This is a genomic window from Nitrosomonas sp. ANs5 (genome assembly GCF_050584665.1).
GTDB lineage: Bacteria > Pseudomonadota > Gammaproteobacteria > Burkholderiales > Nitrosomonadaceae > Nitrosomonas.
In genome coordinates, this window is sequence record NZ_JBEUDO010000027.1 from 1 (window position 1) to 23,528 (window position 23,528).

The following is a 23,528-nucleotide window of genomic DNA, read 5'->3' on the forward strand; positions in this document are numbered from 1 at the left end:
CTGGGGCTCAACGGTGAAATTCTGAATATTTTCGATGCGTTGAATGCAATTTATGTCCACATGGACGCCCAAGAAGCCGAGCGCTGGCGCCAGGATGAGCGGGTTGAGATAGTTGAACAAGATAGCGTTGTGAATATGATGTCAACCGAAAACGAAAATGGACGGACACCGTATTACAAGAATGAATCATTGAAAGTTCCAGTGGTTGATACCGATGCGCAACCCGGTCTGTTTCAGGATGGGGAATTTATTTTCGACGCATCGATCAATGCTTGGCGTCTGATCAATTTCCGGGTCACGCCCATCATTGAAGGACTGATCAAAAATGTGGAGTTGATTATAACTGACAGCAACCCAGTACAGGTTTTTCTGAAAATCAGTAGTCCACACATTTCTTGCAATGTGCCTGGCAAAATCGGTATGCGGAAAACTGGCAATCGCTTCAATGTATCCGCTGGATTTACGCCACTTCCCCCAAATATGGCATGTGCGGCCGTATTGGTGCCTTTTGAGGAAGCGGTACCGCTTCCTGTTTTTGGTTTACCAGCAGGAATCTATGAATACAATGTCAACGGCGAGTTTGTTGGATCGTTCGAGCTGATCGAGGACAATATTTTGTAATAAAAGCAATCATAAAAGGGGAGGCACTTCCCTTCAGTAAGATGGCACGGTAGTTTGATTGGGGTAAATGTAATAAACCCCAACACTAATGGTAATGTTGTGTTGGGGTTCGCAGGGTTACAACAACAGAATCAGGTCGATAAAAAAGAAAACTAAGTTTACAGCGGGATGTTCAGGTCGCGAATCAAGAAAAAACAAGAGCGACGATCGGGACTATTGCTCATAAGAATAAGCACAAGTTAGGGGTCAAGTCTTGTTTTGCGATAGTCAATAATCCATCCTACGCAATATTGGGACTATGAAGGGAAGCGGGCAGCACGCGCAATCGAAAGCAATCGGAAGGGTCGGGCAAACGAAAACAAAACAGGGTAAAAGCCGTTAGGCGGCCCGCTGCTCGTTGAAGGTAAAATTTCAGAAGCATGATCCAGCCTGCTTAAGTTGAATGGGCTGTCGCATTATCATACATAAAGTTGCCGGCAGATAATGGCGGTCAACTGAGGAGATTTGATCAAAGCAATGCGTTAATTTCCAGCAAATCGTCTTCATCCAATTCGCCGACTTCGGCTTTCAGCTGGAGCCGCGCCATCAGATAATCGTAATAGGCTTGGGCAAGATCGCGGCGTGCGGAAAAGTATTGTTGCTGAGCATTGAGAACGTCCACTTCTGTTCTGACGCCGACTTCCTGACCGAGCACAGTCGAATCCAGCTGGCTGCGACTGGAGATCAGCGCTTGCTTGAGCGCCTTGACTTGTGCGATACCATTGGTGACTTTGAGATAATTCTGGCGTACTTGCAAAGCGGTTGTGCGTTGCACATTTTCCAATTCCTTGCGCGCCTGGTCGCGTTTTGCCAGCGCTTCCCGGACACGGGACTGCACGGAAAATCCCTGAAAGATGGGCACATTCAACTGTAGTCCGATCTCTTTGGAGACCAGATCGATCCCCTGTCCGGTGAAAGCACCACCTACGCCAGTTTGGTTGCTGTATCGCGCGACCAGATCAAGTGTGGGGTAATGGCCGGCCTTGACGCGCCGGATCTCCTGTTCGGAGAGCTCGTATGCAATACGCTGTATCCGCAGCAGGAAATTCTTTTCTTCGGCCAATTGCACCCAATCTTCCATGCCGTTATGGGGGAGATTTAATGGATCGGCAATCACTTTATCCAGGCTGGCATCTTGCAGGTCGTGCGGCAGGCGGTTGATCAGAACCTGCAGGGTACGCTGGCTGATTTCCAGGGTATTTCTGGCCGCAATTTCTTGCGATAGGGTCAGATCAAAACGGGCCTGTGCTTCATGGGTATCGACGATGGTCGCAACGCCCACCTCAAAATTCCGTTTGGCCTGCTCCAATTGTTCATGAATGGCTTTTTTCTGGGTTTCGACGACTTCAAGATTGATTTTGGCTATCAGGACGTCGAAGTAGGCCTGTGCAACACGCAGAATCAGGTCCTGGGCGGCAGTGACGAATTGTGCGTCAGCCTGGGCAACTTCGTTTTTCGACTGCTCAAAAATAATGAAATTTTCGATTCGAATAAGCGGCTGTGTTGCTGTGGCGGTAATGCCACGATTTCTAATCAAACGTTCCGGACCAAAATTAGTATCGACATACTGGTTCTGCCCTATTCCGACCAAATTGATTTCGGGCAGTAGGCCAGCCCGCCCCTGGGGCAGCCGTTCCTGGGCGGCGACATAGGCCGCGCGTGCTGCACCGTATTGCGCGTCATATTCGAGCGCTTCCCGATAGATTTGCAGGAGATCGGCTGCTTGGACTGGAACAGAGAAAAATAAGCCCATAAGCAGCGAAGAGACAATGGATTGCAGACTTTTCATTGTTGACGGGCGAATGTGACAAATACCAATAGCTGAGCGGATTGATTGCTAATTAATGGTTCCAACCAGAATGATTGCCCTACCTTGATAGGGCAATCATGGCATTAGAAGTGAAAATGTTCACTTTGTAGCGCATTCTTGAGGGGCGCAGTACAAGTTTCGAACAAGAAGATTGAATGATAATTACCGGGTGCGGTACAGGTTATCAGCGTCGCTTCCATGACCGGTTCTTCTCCGACAATAGCAAACAAGCGGCCTCCTGGCGCAAGGCTTTTCTGGAAAGCTTCGGGCAGAACGGGAGTGGAGGCCGTTAACACGATCACATCATAGGGTTCGTGTTTTGGCCAGCCGCGGGCGGCATCTCCCTGTTCTAGTGTTACGTTGGCCGTGCCATGTACCTGCAGATTAATTTTGGCCATGGCATGGAGTGCTGGGACGATTTCAACGCTGTGAACATGTGCACATAATTCGGCGAGCAATGCCGTCATGTAGCCTGTTCCGGTGCCAATTTCAAGCACCTTGTCGGTTTTTTTGAGACGTAACTCCTGCAGGATGCGTGCTTCCATTTTTGGCGTGAGCATGACGGCATCATGTTCCAGGGGGATTTCCATGTCCATGAAAGCCATCGCCCGATAGGCTGCAGGCACAAACTCCTCGCGTTTGACTTTATATAACAAGCCAAGAACATCCTGGTCCAGCACACTCCAGGTTCTGATTTGTTGCTCGACCATGTTGAAACGGGTTTGTTCAAGGTCCATCATAGATTTCATAACATTATGTTGGTGGAAAGAATCAAGCTTGCAATTATTTCATATTTCCTTTAGCTTGACAGCCTCGGCTAGGGGTCCACATTCGAAACGATTTTGAATGTTGGTGAGAGAGTCCCTTAATACCTGATGCGGATAACGCCGCCGGAGGGAAGCCAGGATTTATCTTCCTGCTCCTCACGGCCATTTGAGGAGCATAACATGAAAACGACCATTTCTAAGCTGGAAAAATTTACGAACGATAGCGCGCAGGTGGATGCGGCAGCCATACAGCCGCTACCTAATTCGCGGAAGATCTATCTGCAGGGATCCCGGTCTGATATCCGGGTACCCATGCGGGAAATTAGCCAATCCGATACCGCTACCAGTCAAGGGGTTGAGAAAAACCCGCCGATTTACGTCTACGATACTTCTGGCCCTTATACTGATCCGGCTGCCAGTATCGATATCCGTCAAGGGCTGTCGCCGGTGCGCGAGCCATGGATAGATGAACGCGCCGATACCGAAATCTTATCTGGATTTTCTTCCAGTTATAGCCGGGAGCGGTTGAACGATCCGAAATTGATGGATATGCGTTTCCATCTCAAGCGTCCTGCGCGCCGTGCGAAACCTGGGGCTAACGTTACCCAAATGCATTATGCGCGACGCGGCATCATTACGCCGGAGATGGAGTTCATTGCCATCCGGGAAAATCAGCGGCGGGAACAGGCTGATTTGAATGGAGAGAGTTTGCTGACTCGTCAGCACCCTGGCCAGGGTTTCGGTGCGGCTATCCAGCAATGGATTACGCCGGAATTTGTGCGTGATGAGGTCGCACGCGGGCGTGCCATCATTCCTGCCAATATCAATCACCCGGAAGCTGAGCCGATGATTATCGGCCGAAACTTTCTGGTTAAAATCAATGCCAATATCGGCAATTCCGCGCTCGGTTCCAGCATTCAGGACGAAGTGGAGAAAATGACTTGGGCCATCCGCTGGGGAGGCGATACCGTGATGGATCTCTCGACCGGGAAAAACATTCATGAAACGCGCGAATGGATCATTCGGAACAGCCCGGTGCCAATCGGGACGGTGCCGATTTATCAAGCCCTGGAGAAAGTGGATGGCCGGGCCGAGGAGCTGACCTGGGAGATTTTCCGTGACACTTTGATCGAGCAGGCAGAGCAAGGCGTGGATTACTTTACCATCCATGCCGGTGTGCGACTGCCCTTCATCCCGATGACGGCAAAGCGTATGACCGGGATTGTGTCGCGAGGCGGCTCCATCATGGCCAAATGGTGTCTGGCACACCATCAAGAAAGCTTTCTCTATACGCATTTCGAAGATATCTGTGAAATCATGAAGGCGTATGATGTCAGCTTTTCTTTGGGTGATGGCCTGCGTCCTGGTTCGATCTACGACGCTAATGATGAGGCCCAGCTTGCCGAGCTGAAAACTTTGGGTGAGCTGACTGAAATCGCCTGGAAGCACGATGTACAGGTCATGATCGAAGGCCCGGGTCATGTGCCCATGCAGCTGATCAAGGAAAACATGGATTTACAGCTTAAGTATTGCCATGAAGCGCCGTTTTATACATTGGGCCCGCTGACTACCGATATCGCTCCGGGCTACGATCACATTACGTCAGCAATCGGTGCTGCCATGATTGGCTGGTATGGAACGGCCATGCTTTGTTATGTAACGCCCAAGGAGCATCTGGGGCTGCCCGATAAGGATGATGTCAAAGACGGCATCATTGCTTACAAAATCGCCGCGCATGCGGCCGATCTTGCCAAGGGTCATCCCAGCGCACAAATTCGTGACAATGCATTGTCCAAGGCACGGTTTGAATTCCGCTGGAACGATCAGTTCAATTTGGGACTCGATCCGGACAAAGCGAGAGAGTTTCATGATGAAACCTTGCCGCAGGAAGGCGCCAAGCTTGCCCATTTCTGCTCGATGTGCGGGCCGAATTTCTGCTCGATGAAAATCACCCAGGATGTGCGTGATTATGCGGCGCAGCAGGGTATTTCCGAAGCCGAAGCTGTGCAGGATGGCATGGCTCAGAAATCCAGTGAATTCGTTAATAAGGGCGGGGAGCTCTACAGTAAGTTATGAGTTTTGTTTCGATATTTAATTGCTTGGGGTGGATACTGGCACGATGGATTGGTTGATACTTTTTAAGGCGTTCCTGCTCGGGATTGTAGAAGGACTGACCGAATTCCTACCGGTTTCCTCCACTGGCCACTTGATTTTGGTTGGTGATTTGCTGGATTTTAATGATGACAAGGCCAAGGTATTCACGGTCGCCATTCAACTTGGCGCCATTTTGGCGGTTTGCTGGGAATATCGCGAGCGATTGATGAATGTCATCAAAGGGTTGGGTACAAGATCGGCGAACCGCTTTGTATTCAATTTGTTTATTGCATTCCTGCCAGCTGCGGTGCTCGGTCTGCTGTTTATCCAAACGATCAAATATTATCTGTTTCACCCATTGCCGGTTGCAACTGCGTTGATAGTCGGTGGTTTGTTGATACTCTGGGCGGAACGCAGGGTGCATGTGATTGAAGTTGAAAGTGTCGATGAGATGGACTGGAAGCATGCGCTGAAAGTGGGGTGCGCGCAGTGCCTGGCCTTGATTCCGGGAACTTCCCGTTCGGGGGCAACTATCATCGGCGGCCTGTTATCTGGCTTGTCACGTAAAGCGGCGGCAGAGTTTTCGTTTTTCCTTGCCATCCCTGTGATGTTTGCCGCGACCTTTTACGATGTCTACAGGAGCCAGGAATTTCTGTATGTAGATGATCTGGGGATGTTTGTGGTGGGATCGGTGGCGGCTTTTGTCAGTGCGTTGTTTGCGATACGGGGATTGATTCGCTATATCAGTCACCATGACTTCACGTTGTTTGCCTGGTACCGAATCGGTTTCGGATTGATCGTGTTGCTGACCGCTTATACTGGCTTGATTGACTGGTCGATGGATTAAAGCGCTTCGCAGGAAAAGGCCGTCCAGCCAGTCACCATTCATCATCGCTGATGAATATGTTTCTGGCTGTGACGCCGGTATCGGAAAGCTTGGCAGAAAAGCAATCCAGCATATGCCTGTTATTCAGGCATTCCGGATTGCTTTTCTGCCTTTGGTCCGGAGTAAAACGATATCCATGCGCTCATGGTTGGATGGCGGGTATCATGAGCCCGGTATATATTCATATCGCGCCGTTTCACGCGACAACCAGCTGGTATTAGCTCTGGATCCAGGGCAGCCCAGCTGCCTTCCAGCCGTTTTTCCGGCCTCGATGGCCACTCTCATCCTTGTCACCTTCAAAACCTTCCAGAACGTTATAGCAATTGGGAAAACCATTCTGGCTCATGATCGTTGCCGCATGATCGGAGCGGTTGCCGCTGCGGCAAATGAACATCAAGGTGGCATCATCCGTGATCTGGGTAGCCAGTTGATCAACGAAATCCGGGTTGGGTTGCATGCCCGGGTAACTGCTCAGTTCAATCTCGATTGCGCCCGGAATGCGTCCGACCCAGTCAAGCTCCGCCTTGCAGCGCACATCCACAAGCTTGGTTTCTGGTTTGGCTCGTAATAGCGCGATAGCTTCGGCAGGCAATAGCGCGCCCTTGTATGGCAAACCCATTTCTTCTGCCCGTTGCTGGGCAGTTTCCAAAATATTATCGATATCGTCCATTGTTACCAATTGATGTTTAAAGCATACATGTTAGCAAATTCACTTGCTTGTAGATAAGTTGAGTGCGGGAGTCCAGGCGCCTCTCGAGATGCCATCGTGCATTGGGTAAGCCCAGCACAACTCAGATATCCAGTCCTGCCTGGATGCAACCCGCTTTAAACTTTAAATTTTTTCCGCTTTTTCAATCACGACATCCTCCAGTGGCACATCTTGATGGCCAGCATAATTGCCGGTTTTCACTTTCTTGATGGTGTCGACAACTTCTTGGCCCTCGACAACTTTGCCAAATACACAGTAGCCGTAGCCTTGAGCAGAAGTATTGGTATGGTTCAGGAAATGATTGCTGGCAACGTTGATAAAAAACTGCGAAGTGGCAGAGTGCGGATCGCTGGTACGTGCCATGGCAATCGTGTAGGCCTCGTTTTTGAGGCCTTGAGCGGCTTCGTTCTGGATCGGGGCAAGGGTGGGTTTTTCTTTCAAACCGGCAGTGTAGCCGCCACCCTGGATCATGAAACCGTCGATGACGCGATGAAACAAGGTGTTGTCATAATGACCGCTATCGACATAGCGCAAAAAGTTCTCGACCGTAACAGGTGTTTTTTCACTGTCAAGTTCCAGCGTGATGACGCCATAATTGGTATGTAGTTTAACCATTGTTGTCCTAAGTTTAGTGTTTATTGGGCGCGGCAGGTGCCGCAAGGCGTTTGATATGTTCGATAATGACCATGTTTCTCGGCACATCGCTGGCGAAAGGTCCCTTGGCACCGGTTGGCGTCCCGGCAATGCGATTGACGACGTCCATTCCGGCCGTTACCTTGCCAAACACCGTATAGCCATATCCACGCAGGGTCGGGGCGGTGTGATCGAGAAAGTTGTTGTTTGCTACGTTGATAAAAAATTGTGAGGAAGCCGAGTGCGGGTCGCTGGTACGCGCCATCGCAATCGTGCCGATATTGTTTTTAAGACCATTGGCCGCTTCGTTTTCAATCGGCTGGCGGGTCGGTTTTTGCGCAAGATTCTGATCGAATCCACCGCCCTGGATCATGAAATCTGGGATCACTCGATGAAAGATGGTGCCGCTATAATAGCCATCTTTAACGTAGTTTAGAAAATTTTCGACTGTTTTGGGTGCCTTGTTGGGGTAAAGTTCAAGCTGAATGGTGCCCAAGTTGGTTCTGATTTCCACGGTTGGATTTGCCGCCCAAACAGACGTGCCCCACATCAGTAAAAATGCGATAAGCAGATGTCTTGCCAGGATGCCTGGTTGCATGGAGCGGGCTGATTGGCGCTGAAAATAAGCAGTTTTCATTATGGTATACTCTCCGGGTTTTGCTTGGGACCGCGGTGGCATGGTTTTTTCATGTGCACCCGTTATGGTTAGGCAAGCAGTTCCTGGATTCTACCAATAAGATGATCTTTCCCACAATCTCGCCTATTGACCTCGATGCTTAGAATTTACAATACGCTCGCCAGAGCCAAACAGGAATTTGTGCCTTTGACGCCTGGGGAAGTCAGGATGTATGTCTGCGGGATGACGGTCTATGATTACTGTCACCTTGGGCATGCCCGCGTGCTGGTGGTGTTTGATAGTGTTGTGCGCTGGCTGCAAATACTGGGCTATAAGGTGACCTATGTCCGTAATATTACCGATATCGACGATAAGATTATCCGGCGGGCGCTGGAGAATCGCGAGTCGATCGGCAGGCTGACCGATCGTTATATCCAGGCAATGGAAGAGGATGCGGCGGCCCTGGGCGTGGTCAAGCCCTCTTTTGAGCCCCGTGCGACCGAGTGCATTGAAGATATGGTTGCGATGATCCGTACGCTGCTGGATAAAAATCTGGCGTATGTCGCGGATAGTGGTGACGTCTTCTACGCTGTTCATCATTTTCCAGGCTACGGCAAGCTTTCTGGAAAATCACTCGATGATTTGCGTGCGGGTGAACGGGTAGAGATCGATGGCAATAAAAGAGATCCACTTGATTTCGTGTTGTGGAAAGCAGCCAAACCAGAGGAACCCAGCTGGGATTCGCCTTGGGGCAAGGGGCGGCCAGGCTGGCATATCGAATGTTCCGCCATGAGTGAGCATTATCTGGGCGAACATTTCGATATTCATGGAGGCGGACAGGATTTGCAGTTTCCACACCATGAGAACGAGATCGCCCAAAGTGAGGGTGCGCATGATCATCCGTATGTGAATTACTGGATGCATAATGGGTTTGTCCGGGTTGACAATGAAAAAATGTCCAAGTCGCTGGGCAATTTTTTCACCGTTCGCGAGGTATTGGCGCGTTATCAGCCAGAAGTCGTGCGTTTCTTCATTTTGCGGGTGCATTACCGCAGCCCCCTTAATTATTCGGATGCGCATCTGAATGATGCCAGAAATGCGCTGGATCGACTGTATACCACACTGAAGAATCATCCTGCCGAAGCGTTGCCGGTTGACTGGAGCGATGCCTATGCCGCGCGCTTCAGGAGCGCGATGAATGATGATTTCAATACGCCGGAAGCGATTGCCGTGCTGTTTGATTTGTCCGGAGAAGCCAACCGGACAGGGGACCCTCGTTATGCCACTCTTCTCATGGCGCTGGGGGGCATATTGGGTTTATTGCAACAGCCTCCCCATCGTTATCTGCAGCATGAAGCCCATTCGCAAGGTGGGCAATATACTGAAGCAGAGATTGAGCACATGATCCAGCAACGCCTGCAAGCGCGCAAAGCAAGGAACTTTGCACAAGCCGATGCGCTGCGCGCGCAATTGGCCGAAGCCGGTATCATTCTGGAGGATGGCCCAGCGGGAACGACCTGGCGGCGGCAATAGGCCATCAGGGTATCTGCCAGACATAGAGCGCTGAGCGGCTGAAATCCCTGAGTGGGATACGCTGGCTGGGTTCGACACCGGGAATGATGAATGTGTTGCTGATCAAAAGGCTGCCGGGCCGCATCTCCAGACACGCCTTTTGCCATAAAGACGGCATGGGCACAGGAGAAAGGTAGGCATAGACGATGTCATAACTGGCCAGATTATGCCGCCAGATATCCGCCCAATGAAACCGGCAGATAGGTTTGCATAAATAGGCCCGCAGTTTGCTGATCCAGCAGGGCAGGATTGCAAGCTCGATGCCGTGATAATTGCCGTTTGGCCGCTGCCGTGCAAGTTTGCACACCAATCCCCCACAACCTGAACCCAGGTCAATGAACCGAAAATGGCGGTCTGCCGGTAACATTTCAGCAAGTGTTTGGATAGTGGCTTGACTCGATAAAAAGAATGGTACTTGGGTGCGGTCAGTTCTGCCGAAAATCAGTGCCAGCGTGATAAAACCGGCCAGGTAGCTATAGGTGGGCAATTCCAATGCCAGTGTTGCCAACACGGCGGGGGTAAAACACAGGTGAATGAGTGCCCGCCAGTATGCCATTCGATCGGTATAAACACTTATCCAGGCAGCAATCACGCCTTGCATGAGCGAGGCGTGGAGTAGCGTGATATTCCAAGGTAGCAATATGGCCAGCAAACTGGCGATCAGGCAGGCGGTCAACTGGATCGCGCCCGCACGGGTTAACGGCGACATGACACCCAAAATGATTTTGTCTTGATGAGGTTGCGGGAACGTATGATATGCATGGGTTGGCGTGCAGGATTAAAGTTTTACCACTTTGGGGGAGTGCCATTGCGGAGATACTGATCCGTCGTGCTGTGCTGGCCATTTTAGACAGATATCAATCCGATTTGGCTGGCGCCCCGCTGAGAGTTTGCGCGCTGATCTCGTTTTGATGGTGGATATTAACGCTCTGATTTTCACGAATGACGGCTTCTTCAGCTTTCTTATTCATGACGATGATACTGATCCGTCGATTGAAAGGACTGAAGGGATCTTCTTTGTCGAAAGGGACTGCGGAAGATAGACCGACCACATTTAATACTTTTTCCGGGTGCATGCCGCCGGCGATAAGCTCGCGGCGAGAGGCATTGGCGCGATCGGCCGATAATTCCCAATTACTGTAGCTTTTTTCTCCGGATGGATAGGGTGTGGCATCGGTATGTCCGGAGAGGCTGATTTTATTGTTCACATCGTTGAGCATTTTGCCGATTTCCCGCAGGATAACCTTGGTGTAAGGCTGCAATTCTGCACTGCCGAGAGCAAACATGGGGCGATTTTTTTCGTCGAGAATCTGGATGCGCAGGCCTTTCGTCGTGATATCAAGTAAAAGCTGCTGCTTGAATTTCTTGAGAAATGGGTTGCTATCGATCACCCGTTCGATTTTTTTCTTGAGCTTTTTGAGCTGTTCCAGTTCGAGCCGTTCTTGCAGCGCACGCGCGGTTTTAAGGTCGACTTGACCAGCTTGACGGCTTAGATCCTCTCCTCCGCCCTGGATTACGCTGGAACGGTCGCCGCTGCTATTTCCACCGAATAGTGCGACTCTAAGCGGCGTTCTGAAATATTCGGCGATGCCTTCTTTATCGCTCTGAGAGGTGGTGCCCAATAACCACATCAACAGGAAAAAAGCCATCATTGCGGTGACAAAATCAGCATAGGCAATTTTCCAAGTCCCGCCGTGGTGGGCGCCATTCACCTTCTTGATGCGCTTAATGATGATAGGTTTCTGTAAGAGGTTATCAGCCATTTATGGCCTCGCATGAATGAAGGATAATTGTTCTCACTTGGCGCGGTTCTGTTTGATGTGCTGTTCCAGCTCGATGAAGGATGGCCGTTCGGTGGAGAACAATACTTTTCTGCCAAATTCGATCGAGAGCGCGGGCGCGTAGCCATTGAGGTTAGCCAGTAAAGTGACTTTGATGCATTCCAGGAGCTTGCTTGATTCATGCAGGCGTTGCTCTAGGCGACCAGCCAATGGCCCAATGAAACCATAAGAAAGCAGGATTCCCAGGAAGGTGCCCACCAATGCCGCAGCGATTAACCTGCCCAGCTCCGCAGGCGGAATGCCAATTGACTCCATGGTATGCACAACACCCATGACGGCGGCGACAATGCCAAAAGCCGGCAGGGCATCACCAATCTTGGTGATCACATGAACGGGCACTTCACCTTCCTGGTGATGGGTCTCGATCTCGCCATCCATCAGGTTTTCGATTTCCAGCGGATTGAGATTGCCGCCTACCATGAGCCGCAAGTAGTCGGTGATAAATTCAACTACATGTTGATCTGACAGGATATTGGGGTATTTTGTAAACAATGGGCTGTTATGGGGCTCGTCCACATCGGTTTCAATTGACATCAATCCTTCTTTCCGGATTTTTCCCAGTATTTCGTAGAGCAGCAGCATCAATTCCATGTAGAGGGCTTTGGTATATTTGGCCCCCTTGAAAATGCTGGGCAGGGTTTTGAAAGTTGCTTTGATCGCCTTGCCCGAATTGCCGACAAAGAATGCCCCGAGAGCCGCGCCTCCGATCATGAGCAGTTCGACCGGCTGAAATAATGCCCCCAAGTGACCGCCAGCCAATGCGAAGCCGCCGAACACGGAAAAGATGACGACTAGATATCCGATGGTTACCAGCATGTTTGAAAATATCCTTTGGAAATTTTCAAATTTTAACGGCTATTGGCGGGCCAACTTTAGGCCGGCATCTGGGATTATGTCGGGTGCAGTACCGCGATGAGGCGATTCATGACAGATCCTGTTGTCCTTTTTAGCCTGGATCCTGTAACGGTCCGTGGCATCGCGCAATTTTATGCGCCCTGCCGGGAATCGTTTAAGCGCATGTTGGGAATGGACTGGTTTCGTTCTGGGATCCGCAGCCGAAGCGGGTATAACGGGCGGGTGCGCTGCCTTGATAAATCCAGCGATTCAATAGGTTGCGGGCAGCGGGTATGATTTCTGATGCGGTCATGCCAACCGGCCCATGAAGCACATGAAGCAGGGTATCCGCTGCGGCGCCATGCAAATAAACGGCCACCAGCAGCGCATTTTCGGGCGATAAATCTTGCGCCAGAAGCGCGCCCAGCAAACCGGACAAGACGTCGCCCGTTCCCGCTGTGCTCAAACCCGGATTGCCTGTGGGGTTGAAGTAGCAATGGCCGTCAGGTTGTGCACAGATACTGCCCGCCCCTTTCAGTACGACCAGACAGTTAAAGTGCTTGGCCAGATTTCTGGCGGCATCGAACCGATGCCGCTGCACTTCGATTGTTGACAGGTTGAGCAGGCGACCGGCTTCAGCGGGGTGAGGCGTCAGTATGACGGGTGCTTGACGTTTTTGCAGGGCCACGCCCAACTCCGTGTAATTTGCAATCAGATTGAGCGCATCCGCATCCAGTACCAATGGCAGGCGGGTTTGGAGTGCCTGCTCCAGATAGCTGCATGCCGTAATTTGTGTGCCGAGACCAGGGCCGATTACCAGGCAATCCAGGTTCTCCTGCTTTAACAAATCCCGTGGCGCACGCAGCATCAGTTCGGGCTGAGTCGGGTCGATCGCGGGGGAAGCCAGATCGGCGAGCAGACCCAGATAGACGCGCCCTGCTCCGAGTCCAAGTGCGGCACGTCCCGCCAGCAGGGCTGCGCCGACCATGCCGGACGCGCCGCCCAGGATGCCGACTCGGCCATATGTGCCCTTATGGCTGTTGGCCGGTCGCGGGCGAGGCAGCCGCAGCGCGATTTCCGCTTCGTTCAATAGCCCGTTCCGGGCTGGCAGCATGGCGGCCACCTCAAGTCCCAGGTCACATATCACAATTTCCCCGCAATGATCACAGCCATCATGGGTGAGCAGGCCGGGTTTCAGTGCGATGAAGGTGGTCGTGAGGGTGGCCTGGATTGCTGCCTCATGGACATGGCCGGAATCGCTCGCGAGTCCGCTTGGAATATCCAGTGCCAGTATCGGAAGATTCAGCTGATTGACTTGTCCAATCAGCTGCCGGTATTTCTCTCCAAGCGGGCGTGTTTCATCCAGTCCGATACCGAATAAACCATCGATCACACAATCCCATTGTCCATGAGTGGGAATGGTCTGCTCGATGCAGCCTCCGGCAAGTTGCCACCGATCAAACGCTTGTTTGGCATCTGCCGATAATCGTTCGGCTTCTCCAGTAAAAACCACTGTCACTTGCCGCTTCCAGGTGAGCAGGTGGCGAGCGACAACCAATGCATCTCCACCATTATTGCCCGGTCCAGCCAGTACCAGAACCCGGTTGCCGCCAGCATTCAGCAACCTGGATTGGACAATCTCTGCTGCAGCCAGTCCTGCTTTTTCCATCAGACCAGGTGGGTGGGGGGCAGCCAGTGCCTGCGACTCGATTGCACGGATTTCAGCGGTGGTATAAACAGGGAGGAGGGTATTCATCAGGGGATAGGTCTACTCGTGTAAAATCATATCTTTTTCATTCAACTGGTTAAAATCTCGATGCTGCAATTTCGTGGGCGCAAGGCGCTATCATCTTTTCGGCGGGAAAAACTTCTTCACGCAATCCAGGCTATCGTACCGCAAATTTCCAATATCGATACCGAGTACTGTTATTTTTGCGAGACTCGGCGTGACTTGACCCGGGAAGAGAGCGATCATTTGCGACAGCTGCTGGATGCTGGCCAGACGCTATCAGCTGTTGAGCATGGAGGCCCGCTGTTATTGGTCGTGCCGCGTCCCGGCACGATTTCACCCTGGTCATCCAAAGCGACTGATATTGCGCATCATTGTGGATTGGACATGGTCGAACGACTGGAACGGGGCATTATCTTCCAGATTCAGCATGAGTCAACCTTGTTGCCAGAACAGCTGCGCAAGGTTGAGGCCTGTATCCATGATCGCATGACCGAGGCGGTATTATATTCGTTATCGGAGGCAGCCATCCTGTTTCGTCATTTACAGCCGGCGGCGCTTCTGCAGGTGGCAGTCATGAGCGAAGGCATGGCTGCGCTGCAGCGGGCAAACCAAGCCATGGGGCTGGCATTGTCTGCCGATGAAATTGAATATCTGTTCGATTATTTTACGCGTGTGCAGCGTGATCCCACCGATGTTGAGCTGATGATGTTTGCGCAGGCCAATTCCGAGCATTGCCGGCATAAAATTTTCAATGCTGATTGGATTATTGACGGTGAACCGCAGGCGAGATCCCTGTTTGACATGATCCGCCATACCCACCAGATGCATCCTGAACATACCATAGTCGCCTATGCGGACAACGCAGCCATTCTCGAAGGTGAAACCATAGAGCGGTTTTATCCTGGCCAGGACGGTCACTATGGCTACGCAAGCGAACTCACGCATTGGTTGATCAAGGTGGAAACGCATAATCATCCCACGGCAATTTCACCGTATCCCGGGGCGGCGACCGGCGTGGGCGGCGAAATTCGCGACGAGGGTGCAACTGGGGCGGGTGCAAAACCCAAGGCCGGCCTGACAGGGTTTTGTGTATCCAACCTGCGCATTCCTGGGGCCATCCAGCCTTGGGAGGCTGACTGGACTGAAGATTCGGCGGGTTACGGCAAGCCGGGCCATATTGCTGCGGCACTCGACATCATGCTGACCGGGCCGATAGGCGGTGCCGCTTTCAATAACGAATTCGGCCGGCCGAATCTGGCCGGATTTTTTCGTACGTATGAAATGAAGGCCGGCAGCCAGGTGCGCGGTTATCACAAGCCCATCATGCTGGCAGGTGGTATCGGCCAGATTTCTGCTTTGCATACCGAGAAACAGCCTTTTAAGGCAGGCGCACTGCTGGTCCATCTGGGTGGGCCGGGCATGGCGATCGGTCTTGGAGGCGGGGCGGCTTCGAGTATGGATGCCGGTACCAATGATGAATTGCTCGATTTCAATTCGGTGCAACGGGGCAATGCGGAAATGCAACGGCGCGCCCAGGAAGTCATCGATCGCTGCTGGCAATTGGCCCGGAGCGGACAACCCAGTCCGATTCTGGCTATTCACGACGTGGGGGCTGGCGGCCTGTCCAATGCTTTGCCTGAATTGGTGCATGGTGCTGAGTGTGGCGGGCAGTTTGATCTGCGCGCGATTCCTTCCGATGAACCGGGTATGTCGCCATTGCAAATTTGGTGTAATGAGGCGCAGGAGCGCTATGTGCTTGCGATCCGGCCGGAATCGCTGGCTTTGTTTCAAGCAATTTGTGCGCGTGAACGCTGTCCTTTCGCCGTGGTCGGCCAGGCTTTGGCACAACCACAACTGATCGTGATGGATGAGCAGTCTGCTGTGACGCCGGTGGATATGCCTTTGTCGACATTGCTGGGCAAGCCCCCGAGAATGCTGCGCGATATCAAGCGTAGCAATCCACAGCATGCCCCGCTAGAGCTGGCCGGTGTGACCTTGCAGCAAGCGGCTTACCGTGTTTTGAGATTGCCGGCTGTCGCGAACAAGACTTTCCTGATCACGATTGGTGATCGCAGCGTGGGGGGGCTGACAGCGAGAGATCAAATGGTCGGGCCATGGCAGGTGCCAGTCGCGGATGTGGCGGTTACGGCCATGGGTTTCCAGACTTATCTGGGGGAGGCATTCGCCATGGGTGAACGGGCGCCATTGGCGTTAATCCACGCGGCTGCCTCGGCCCGCATGGCTGTCGGTGAAGCAATCACCAACATGGCCGCGGCAGCTGTCAGTGATCTGAATGAAGTGCGCTTGTCCGCCAACTGGATGGCTGCAGCGGGACATCCTGGCGAGGATGCCGCGCTCTACGATGCTGTCCAGGCCGTTGCGATGGCATTGTGCCCACAATTGGGAATCAGCATCCCGGTTGGCAAGGATTCATTGTCGATGAAAACTGCCTGGTCCGATGCAGATGGTAAGGATAAGGAAGTGATAGCGCCGCTGTCCTTGATCATTTCGGCTTTCGCCAAGGTTCGGGATATTCGTCGCACACTGACCCCCCAGCTCTGTACAGATAGTGGTGAAACCAAATTGATCTTGATCGATCTGGGGGAGGCAAGACATCGGCTCGGTGGTTCCGCGCTGGCCCAAGTCTATGGGCAACTGGGAAATCAAGCGCCGGATCTGGAGAAGCCAGAAATGCTCAAGGCTTTCTTCGCTGCCATTCAGTCACTTAACCGGCAAGGATTGTTGCTGGCCTATCATGATCGTTCCGATGGCGGGCTGTTTGCCGCATTGTGTGAAATGGCATTTGCCGGGCATTGCGGCATAACGGTGGCGCTGGATCAATTGTGTTGCGGCCCTGCGAGTGCAGCGTCGGCGCTTGATGCTCACGGCAGTCTGCCAGCACAAATGCTGGCGGTCTTGTTCAGCGAGGAGCTGGGTGCGGTCATACAGGTCAAGGCCCAGCAGCAAGATGCAGTAATGAATATTTTGTCCGAAGCAGGATTGGGCTGCGCAAGTTATGTGTTAGGGGAATTGAATCAGCGCGATGAAATTTGCTTCATGCACAATCACCAACCCGTGTTCCAGGAAAAGCGGGTTGCGTTGCAACGCGCTTGGTCGGAGACCACTTTCGAGATGCAAAAATTGCGTGATCATCCCCAGTGCGCGCAGCAGGAATACGATCAAATTCTGGACGCCGCTGACCCTGGTTTGCATGTTCGGTTGGCTTTCGACCCTGACGACGATATTTCCGCGCCGTATGTCCATACCAGTCGCCCTGTGATAGCCATTTTACGTGAGCAAGGTGTCAACGGCCATGTGGAGATGGCGGCTGCATTCGATCGCGCGGGCTTCCGTGCAGCGGATGTGCACATGAGCGATATTCTGTCCGGACGTGCCGTGCTGGCTGATTACAAGGGGTTGGTGGCTTGTGGCGGCTTTTCCTATGGCGACGTGCTGGGCGCAGGCAGAGGGTGGGCGCAGTCGATCCTGTTCAATGCGCGCGCTCGCGATCAGTTCGCGGCATTCTTCGCACGGCCGGATACGTTTGCCCTGGGCGTGTGCAACGGTTGCCAAATGATGAGCCACTTGCGGGAAATCATTCCGGGCAGTGCGCATTGGCCTGTTTTCGGGCGCAATCAATCGGAGCAGTTCGAAGCCCGCTTTGTCATGGCGCAAATTGGCGCCAGTCCCTCGCTGTTCTTTGAGGGTATGGCAGGCAGTCGTTTGCCCATTACCGTCGCGCATGGCGAAGGGCGTGCCATTTTCCAGGACTCTGCGCAAATGCATGCAGCCGGGCCTTACATCGCGCTGCAATTTGTCAATCACCAGGGAACTCCAACCGAGAATTACCCACTCAACCCTAATGGCTCGCATTCGGGTATTACCGGGGTAACCTCAACTGATGGCCGGGTCACGATCGTGATGCCCCACCCGGAAAGGGTGTTCCGGAGTGTGCAGCATTCATGGCATCCCAATGGCTGGTCTGAGGACGCTCCCTGGATGAGAATGTTCAGAAATGCCCGTAAATGGGTGGATTAGTGCCAGTCAGACATGTCATGTACTGATTTTTTCCAGATTTCCAAGGACAAACGATAATAATGATCGATTCCAAGCCAGGGTGGCGATTTGTCATCCTCTGTTTGATGTTGTGGGTATCCATGATGACTGCGACACCACTTTCCGCACAAATCAAACCAGCGCACAAACCACAGCCGATCAACAATCAATCGACAGCGGAAACATGTGTGCCGGTGGCAAGTTGGGTCATTCCGGATAAGGGGCCTACTTCGCTGCAGCAAGTTATTGCATCCGCAGTCAATCAGTCGGTTGTGCTGCTGGGCGAATCTCATACCAATCACGAGCATCACCGCTGGCAACTGCATATGCTGGCAGCAATGTATGCAAAACGCCCGGACATGATGATCGGTTTTGAAATGTTTCCCCGGCGCGTGCAAGCAGTTCTGGATCGATGGGTGGCTGGGGAACTGACGGAATCGGAATTTTTATCCCAGTCCGAGTGGCAGACAGTGTGGGGGACCGATGCCAGCCTGTATTTGCCGATTTTCCATTTTGCACGCATGTATCGCATTCCCATGCTTGCGCTCAATATCGAAACAAAATTGCGGCGCATGGTGACAAAAAAGGGATTCGATGGCGTGCCGGAAAATCAAAGAGAAGGCGTTACCCGACCGGCACCCCCGAGCCCGGCGTATTTGGAGTTTTTGCTACCCATATATGCCCAACATGATCGTCCCAAGCAGAAAACAGACAAACCGACTCGTTACGATCCCGATTTCTTGAGATTCGTTGTGGGCCAGCAGTTATGGGACCGGGCGATGGCACAAGCCTTGCATGCCGCCCTGGATGTCGAGCGCGGCGTTAAAAAACCATTGCTGGTGGGTATCATGGGTTCCGGGCATATTCTGCATGGTTACGGTGTGCCACATCAGCTCAAAGACCTGGGAATCAAGGATATCCTGTCACTGCTGCCATGGGACACAAACAGGCCCTGTAAACGGCTGGTAGCGGGCTACGCGGATGCGGTCTTCGGCGTGGCGCCGTTTATGCCAGAAGCGGCGCCTGCCTTGCGGCAGCGCTTAGGCATTCGCTATGAATTCAGCAAAGAGGCCGGTGGCGCGCGGGTTATCCAGATCGAGAAGGGGAGTATTGCCGAGGTCGCCGGTTTGCGTGCCGGTGATGTCATAGTCGAAATGGCGGAGGTGGCAGTCAAACAGAGCGAAGATGTCGTGACGGTGGTGAGGCGCCAAGCACCGGGTACTTGGCTGCCGCTGAAAGTGCGGCGGGAACAGGCGGTTGTCGATGTCATCGCCAAGTTTCCGGCCATAGTTCGCAAATGAACAAATTTCTGATACGGATTTTTGGCGTCAGGCATATAAATAAATGCCTGCTGGTGCTGATGTTGTCGGTCAGCATACCCGTTATGGCGGAGCAGCCGGCCATGCATTACGCGATAACGGTAGCGATCGATCCTGCCTCGCGTCACCTGCAAGGGCGCAGCATTATTACGGTTGAGCAAGGCGGTCATTTCGAGCTGATACTGAGCCGTCGTTTTAAGGTCACTGCCTTGCGCGCGGCAGGTTTCCGTATCACCCAGGAAGCGGCACATCAGCACAATTTGCAGGTTTGGCAATTGGCCGCCGGCAAGAATGGCCCCTACCGGATAGAAATTGATTGGCAAGGCGAATTGGCGGCTCTGGATACCAGTCTTGACCATGCGCAGACATTGGGCCGGCCGATTCCCGTGAGTGGCGTAGAAGGAACTTTCCTGCCCAATGCCTCCATTTGGTATCCGCAAATCGTTGGGGCATTGGCGAGTTATCAGATTGATTTGACATTGCCTTACGGTCAGTGGGGACTGGTGCCCGGAAGACTGCTGCATGAATCTGAATCAGAGCTTGAGGGTTATCAAGCTCGCTTTATTTTTCAGCAACCGGCCGAAGGGATAGCCTTGATGGCTGGGCCGTATACAATCACGTCAGCAACGCTCCAGAGTGTTGCAAGCAATAAAACTCTGTCACTGCGTACTTATTTTCATCCGAGCATCGCTGATCTGGCTGATGATTATCTGGAATCGGTCAAGCACTATATTCACTTGTATGAACGCTGGATCGGTGAATATCCCTATTCTGAATTCAGTGTGGTATCAAGTCCGACCCCAACCGGCTTTGGCATGCCGACATTGACCTATCTGGGTGTCAGTGTCTTGAGATTGCCCTTTATACGCATGACATCACTCGGACACGAAGTGCTGCATAACTGGTGGGGCAATGGTGTGTATCCCGATTATGCGAGCGGGAACTGGTCGGAGGGCCTGACGACTTTCATGGCGGATTACGCTTACAAGGAGCAGGAAAGCGACGAGGCTGCGCGTGATATGCGATTGGACTGGCTGCGTGATTTCAGTCTGCTGGCACCGAGCCAGGACCAACCATTGCGCGCATTTACTTCGCGCACTCATGTGGCGTCCAAGATTGTCGGCTATAACAAGTCTGCCATGTTGTTCTTCATGTTACGTGATCTGCTGGGAGAAGCGACTTTTGACCGGGCGATCAGGACATTGTGGCAAGAACAGCGTTTTCGTGTGACGGCCTGGCAGGATATTCAACGAGTGTTTGAAGCGGTATCCGGTCGTTCCCTCGACGATTTTTTTTCTCAGTGGCTGACACGGACCGGCGCGCCTGCATTGCGGATTTCGCAAGCGGACTACTCGAAGTCAGAGCAGCGCTTGAGCTTGATGCTAAAGCAGGCGGCCCCGGTTTATCATTTGCGTGTGCCGATTCTGGTGCGCGGTCAGTCGGGGAAGGAGGAAACCTTTTTTCTAGACCTGGACGAGGAAAGCCAATCATACCAACGGGTTCTGTCAGAGCCGCCCAAGGAAGTTGTGCTGGATCCGGATTTCCGATTGTTTCGGCAGCTTGCGGCGGATGAGATGGTACCCATTCTGCGCGAGGTAATGGTCAATCAGACGACCCGGACCTTGCTGCTGTTTCCGCACCAAACGGCAGCATATCGGGTCGCGCATGAACTGGCCGGCAGGATGCAGGGCCGGGAACCTGAAATAGAGCGCAGTCCGATGGCTATGAACGAGTGGCCCGTACTCGTTGTGGGCTCAGGGCCGCAAGTAGATGATTGGCTGGCGCAGCAGGACTTGCCCGCAATGCCTGCCGAGATCCGGCAAGAAAACGCTTCGGCCCATGCCTGGACCGTACGTCAACCCAATGGTGCAACCCTGGCTATTGTATCGGTGAAGGATGAGGCGTCACTGTCGAAGCTGGGTCGTGCACTGCCTCATTATGGGCGGCAGAGCTACGTCGTGTTTTCTGGTCCGGCGGTAATCGATAAAGGTGTCTGGCCGATGCGTCCGCCAGCACTGCCGGTCAGACTCCTCCCGTGAGTGCGGCTTGTGACCTGGCACCCGATCAGGCTTTCTCCCGCTGCGGTTTGTAGAGCGTGTAATCAAGCTGATGCCGCTGCAGAAGCTTATAGAATTCGGTGCGATTACGCTTGGCGAGTTTGGCCGCTTGTGTGACATTGCCAGCAGTGATCTTCAGCAGGCGTACCAGGTAATCTCTTTCGAACTGCTTGCGCGCCTCCTCGAAAGAAGTTATCCGGGTTTCGTCTCGGTGCATGGCATCGCGGACCAGTTCATAGGAAATCAGAGGAATGGCGCTCATGACAACGCTTTGCTCAACGACATTCATGAGTTGCCGGATATTGCCCGGCCAGGAAGATGCCAGCAAGAAGCTGATCGCTTCGGGAGCGAATCCGTTGATGTCCTTCTGATGCTTCTCGGCAAACACGCGCAGAAAGTGATTGGCCAGAAGCGGAATATCTTCACGCCGTTGCACCAGCGACGGAATGGTCAAACCGACGACAAACAACCGATAATACAAGTCTTCACGAAAATTTCCCGCTTCGATCTCAGATTTTAGATCGCGATGCGTCGCGGAAATAATGCGCACGTCGATTGGGATGCTTTGTGTCGATCCAACTGGCCGAATGACTCTTTCCTGCAGGGCGTGCAGCAATTTGGCCTGGAGGAGCAAGGGCATATCACCGATCTCGTCCAGAAACAGGCTGCCGCCTTCCGCCAGTTGAAACAGGCCCTTGTGGTCCCTGATCGCACCGGTAAAAGCGCCTCTGGTGTGGCCAAACAATTCAGACTCCAATAATTGCTCGGGAATGGCTGCGCAGTTGATGGTGATGAATGGCTGGTCGCAACGTTTGGAGGCCTGGTGGATCGCGCGCGCAAACAATTCCTTGCCGACCCCGCTTTCGCCAGAGAGCAAGACACTGGCATCTCCCTGCGCGACACGATCGACCTTGGTGAGTAAATCTTCCATGATTGCGCTTTGGGTAATGATGGTTTTTCGCCATGAGGCCTGCAGTGTTGCGCAGGATGCGGGGCTTTCCGTGTCAGGCGACAGTCCGATGGCGCGCTCGATCTGATTCAATAAGATTTTCGAGTCGTAGGGCTTGGTGAGATAGCCAAAAATCCCCCGTTGAACGGCAGCGACCGCATCCGGAATGGTGCCAAAGGCAGTCAAAATGATGACAGGAAGCGTGGGCACGGTGCGATGGATATGTTCAAACAAGGCCATGCCATCGAGTCCGCTCATCTGCATGTCGCTAATTACGAGATGCGGGCGTGAGATGTCAAGGTGATTCATCGCGGCTTCGGCGCTCTCAGCCAGAATGGTTTCGTATCCAGAGGATGCCAGGCGGATCGAGAGCAGTTCCAGCAAATCGGCATCGTCGTCGACTAACAGAATTTTCTTGGGTTGTGTCATGGCGTTGAGTGGTCAGAGAGCGTTTCTACGCATGAGATTTTTTTCGAGATCCTTGATCACATCGATTTTCTCTTGCAAGGCTTTGACTTGTATTTCAGTTGCGCGCAGTTTTGCGGCCAACTGCTGTTGCCGATCGGTTGCAGATTGTTGTTCTTTAAGCAGCGCCAACAATATATCCCTAAAAGCGGCCAGATTGGATGACGGCTCGATCATTTCGGGCAGATTTTCCAGCATATCAAGTGCGGACTGGACATTTCTAAATTGCGTGTTTGGCAGCAGAAGCAGCATTAAGAATTTGTATCGTTCTTGCATCTCGGCGCTGTTTTTGTAGTGGTTGTTTGCATAGTTGTACTCCCAGGCGAGTTCCAGCGCAGATTTTTGCCGCAGCAAATGGTAGTAGTGCATTAATTCATTCAGGTCGTCTTGTGACACCTGCTGTTTTGCCAGTATCTCTGATTCAGCCAATGCCTTGGGCGGCGTGTGCATGCATCCTGTGAGTAGGATAAAAAAAGTCAATCCCAACAATAATAACAAGTAATTTTTTATCATGATCGATGTGCAACA

General features: G+C 52.6%; 18 protein-coding genes and 1 riboswitch. Of the genes, 7 read left to right on the top strand and 11 right to left on the bottom strand.

Annotation, left to right across the window (positions count from 1 at the left end):
• Nucleotides 1-621 (top strand): hypothetical protein (locus tag ABTW62_RS08115; protein ID WP_430904081.1); only part of this gene is annotated, 621 nt, incomplete at its 5' end.
• Nucleotides 622-1,129: 508 nt separating this feature from the next.
• Here the strand turns inward: ABTW62_RS08115 and ABTW62_RS08120 are convergent.
• Both ABTW62_RS08120 and ABTW62_RS08125 read right to left on the bottom strand, forming a co-directional pair.
• Complete coding sequence (locus tag ABTW62_RS08120) at nucleotides 1,130-2,449, bottom strand: TolC family outer membrane protein (RefSeq protein WP_090413291.1); 1,320 nt, start codon at nucleotides 2,447-2,449, stop codon at nucleotides 1,130-1,132.
• Between the two features lie 104 nt (nucleotides 2,450-2,553).
• Nucleotides 2,554-3,207 carry a protein-L-isoaspartate O-methyltransferase family protein gene (locus ABTW62_RS08125; RefSeq protein WP_176973951.1) on the bottom strand — a complete coding sequence of 218 codons (654 nt, stop codon included), beginning with the start codon at nucleotides 3,205-3,207 and terminating at the stop codon, nucleotides 2,554-2,556.
• A 72-nt stretch (nucleotides 3,208-3,279) separates the two neighbouring features.
• Nucleotides 3,280-3,386, top strand: a riboswitch (TPP riboswitch).
• 31 nt (nucleotides 3,387-3,417) lie between these two features.
• Between ABTW62_RS08125 and thiC the strand changes: the two genes are divergently transcribed.
• Nucleotides 3,418-5,313 (top strand): phosphomethylpyrimidine synthase ThiC, encoded by a 1,896-nt coding sequence (gene thiC / locus ABTW62_RS08130; protein WP_430904082.1) that lies wholly within the window; start codon nucleotides 3,418-3,420, stop codon nucleotides 5,311-5,313.
• A 43-nt stretch (nucleotides 5,314-5,356) separates the two neighbouring features.
• The gene (locus tag ABTW62_RS08135; RefSeq protein WP_430904083.1) at nucleotides 5,357-6,178 is read left to right on the top strand and encodes an undecaprenyl-diphosphate phosphatase; all 822 of its coding nucleotides are present in this window, start codon (nucleotides 5,357-5,359) and stop codon (nucleotides 6,176-6,178) included.
• A gap of 256 nt (nucleotides 6,179-6,434) precedes the next feature.
• Here ABTW62_RS08135 and ABTW62_RS08140 read toward each other — a convergent pair whose 3' ends face one another.
• The 3 genes from ABTW62_RS08140 to ABTW62_RS08150 all read right to left on the bottom strand — a co-directional run bounded on the left by ABTW62_RS08140 (nucleotide 6,435) and on the right by ABTW62_RS08150 (nucleotide 8,196).
• Nucleotides 6,435-6,887 carry a rhodanese-like domain-containing protein gene (locus ABTW62_RS08140; RefSeq protein WP_430904084.1) on the bottom strand — a complete coding sequence of 151 codons (453 nt, stop codon included), beginning with the start codon at nucleotides 6,885-6,887 and terminating at the stop codon, nucleotides 6,435-6,437.
• Nucleotides 6,888-7,049: 162 nt separating this feature from the next.
• Nucleotides 7,050-7,541: a peptidylprolyl isomerase gene (locus ABTW62_RS08145; protein WP_430904085.1), complete on the bottom strand. Its 492-nt coding sequence runs from the start codon at nucleotides 7,539-7,541 to the stop codon at nucleotides 7,050-7,052.
• Between the two features lie 13 nt (nucleotides 7,542-7,554).
• Nucleotides 7,555-8,196 carry a peptidylprolyl isomerase gene (locus ABTW62_RS08150; protein WP_430904086.1) on the bottom strand — a complete coding sequence of 214 codons (642 nt, stop codon included), beginning with the start codon at nucleotides 8,194-8,196 and terminating at the stop codon, nucleotides 7,555-7,557.
• Nucleotides 8,197-8,331: 135 nt separating this feature from the next.
• Here ABTW62_RS08150 and cysS point away from each other — a divergent pair, with 135 nt between their 5' ends.
• Entirely contained in the window at nucleotides 8,332-9,708 is a 1,377-nt protein-coding gene (gene cysS / locus ABTW62_RS08155) for a cysteine--tRNA ligase (RefSeq protein WP_430904087.1), read from the top strand.
• Nucleotides 9,709-9,712: 4 nt separating this feature from the next.
• On the opposite strand, the gene ABTW62_RS08160 is transcribed toward cysS, so the two are convergent.
• The 4 genes from ABTW62_RS08160 to ABTW62_RS08175 all read right to left on the bottom strand — a co-directional run bounded on the left by ABTW62_RS08160 (nucleotide 9,713) and on the right by ABTW62_RS08175 (nucleotide 14,178).
• Nucleotides 9,713-10,456 (bottom strand): hypothetical protein, encoded by a 744-nt coding sequence (locus tag ABTW62_RS08160; RefSeq protein ID WP_430904088.1) that lies wholly within the window; start codon nucleotides 10,454-10,456, stop codon nucleotides 9,713-9,715.
• Between the two features lie 148 nt (nucleotides 10,457-10,604).
• Nucleotides 10,605-11,510 carry a flagellar motor protein MotB gene (gene motB / locus ABTW62_RS08165; RefSeq protein ID WP_430904089.1) on the bottom strand — a complete coding sequence of 302 codons (906 nt, stop codon included), beginning with the start codon at nucleotides 11,508-11,510 and terminating at the stop codon, nucleotides 10,605-10,607.
• A gap of 33 nt (nucleotides 11,511-11,543) precedes the next feature.
• Complete coding sequence (gene motA, locus ABTW62_RS08170) at nucleotides 11,544-12,404, bottom strand: flagellar motor stator protein MotA (protein ID WP_430904090.1); 861 nt, start codon at nucleotides 12,402-12,404, stop codon at nucleotides 11,544-11,546.
• Nucleotides 12,405-12,597: 193 nt separating this feature from the next.
• Nucleotides 12,598-14,178, bottom strand: a complete 1,581-nt coding sequence (locus ABTW62_RS08175; RefSeq protein WP_430904091.1) for an NAD(P)H-hydrate dehydratase — start codon at nucleotides 14,176-14,178, stop codon at nucleotides 12,598-12,600.
• Nucleotides 14,179-14,238: 60 nt separating this feature from the next.
• Between ABTW62_RS08175 and purL the strand changes: the two genes are divergently transcribed.
• The 3 genes from purL to ABTW62_RS08190 all read left to right on the top strand — a co-directional run bounded on the left by purL (nucleotide 14,239) and on the right by ABTW62_RS08190 (nucleotide 21,568).
• The gene (purL, locus tag ABTW62_RS08180) at nucleotides 14,239-18,192 is read left to right on the top strand and encodes a phosphoribosylformylglycinamidine synthase (RefSeq protein ID WP_430904092.1); all 3,954 of its coding nucleotides are present in this window, start codon (nucleotides 14,239-14,241) and stop codon (nucleotides 18,190-18,192) included.
• 119 nt (nucleotides 18,193-18,311) lie between these two features.
• Nucleotides 18,312-19,511 carry a ChaN family lipoprotein gene (locus ABTW62_RS08185; RefSeq protein WP_430904093.1) on the top strand — a complete coding sequence of 400 codons (1,200 nt, stop codon included), beginning with the start codon at nucleotides 18,312-18,314 and terminating at the stop codon, nucleotides 19,509-19,511.
• On the top strand, nucleotides 19,508-21,568 hold the full coding sequence (locus ABTW62_RS08190; protein ID WP_430904094.1) for a M1 family metallopeptidase: 2,061 nt from the start codon (nucleotides 19,508-19,510) through the stop codon (nucleotides 21,566-21,568). Before ABTW62_RS08185 ends, ABTW62_RS08190 begins: the two co-directional genes overlap by 4 nt.
• 25 nt (nucleotides 21,569-21,593) lie before the next feature.
• Here ABTW62_RS08190 and ABTW62_RS08195 read toward each other — a convergent pair whose 3' ends face one another.
• Nucleotides 21,594-22,964 carry a sigma 54-interacting transcriptional regulator gene (locus tag ABTW62_RS08195; RefSeq protein ID WP_430904095.1) on the bottom strand — a complete coding sequence of 457 codons (1,371 nt, stop codon included), beginning with the start codon at nucleotides 22,962-22,964 and terminating at the stop codon, nucleotides 21,594-21,596.
• Nucleotides 22,965-22,976: 12 nt separating this feature from the next.
• The gene (locus ABTW62_RS08200) at nucleotides 22,977-23,513 is read right to left on the bottom strand and encodes a hypothetical protein (protein ID WP_430904096.1); all 537 of its coding nucleotides are present in this window, start codon (nucleotides 23,511-23,513) and stop codon (nucleotides 22,977-22,979) included.
• Nucleotides 23,514-23,528 lie beyond the last annotated feature (15 nt).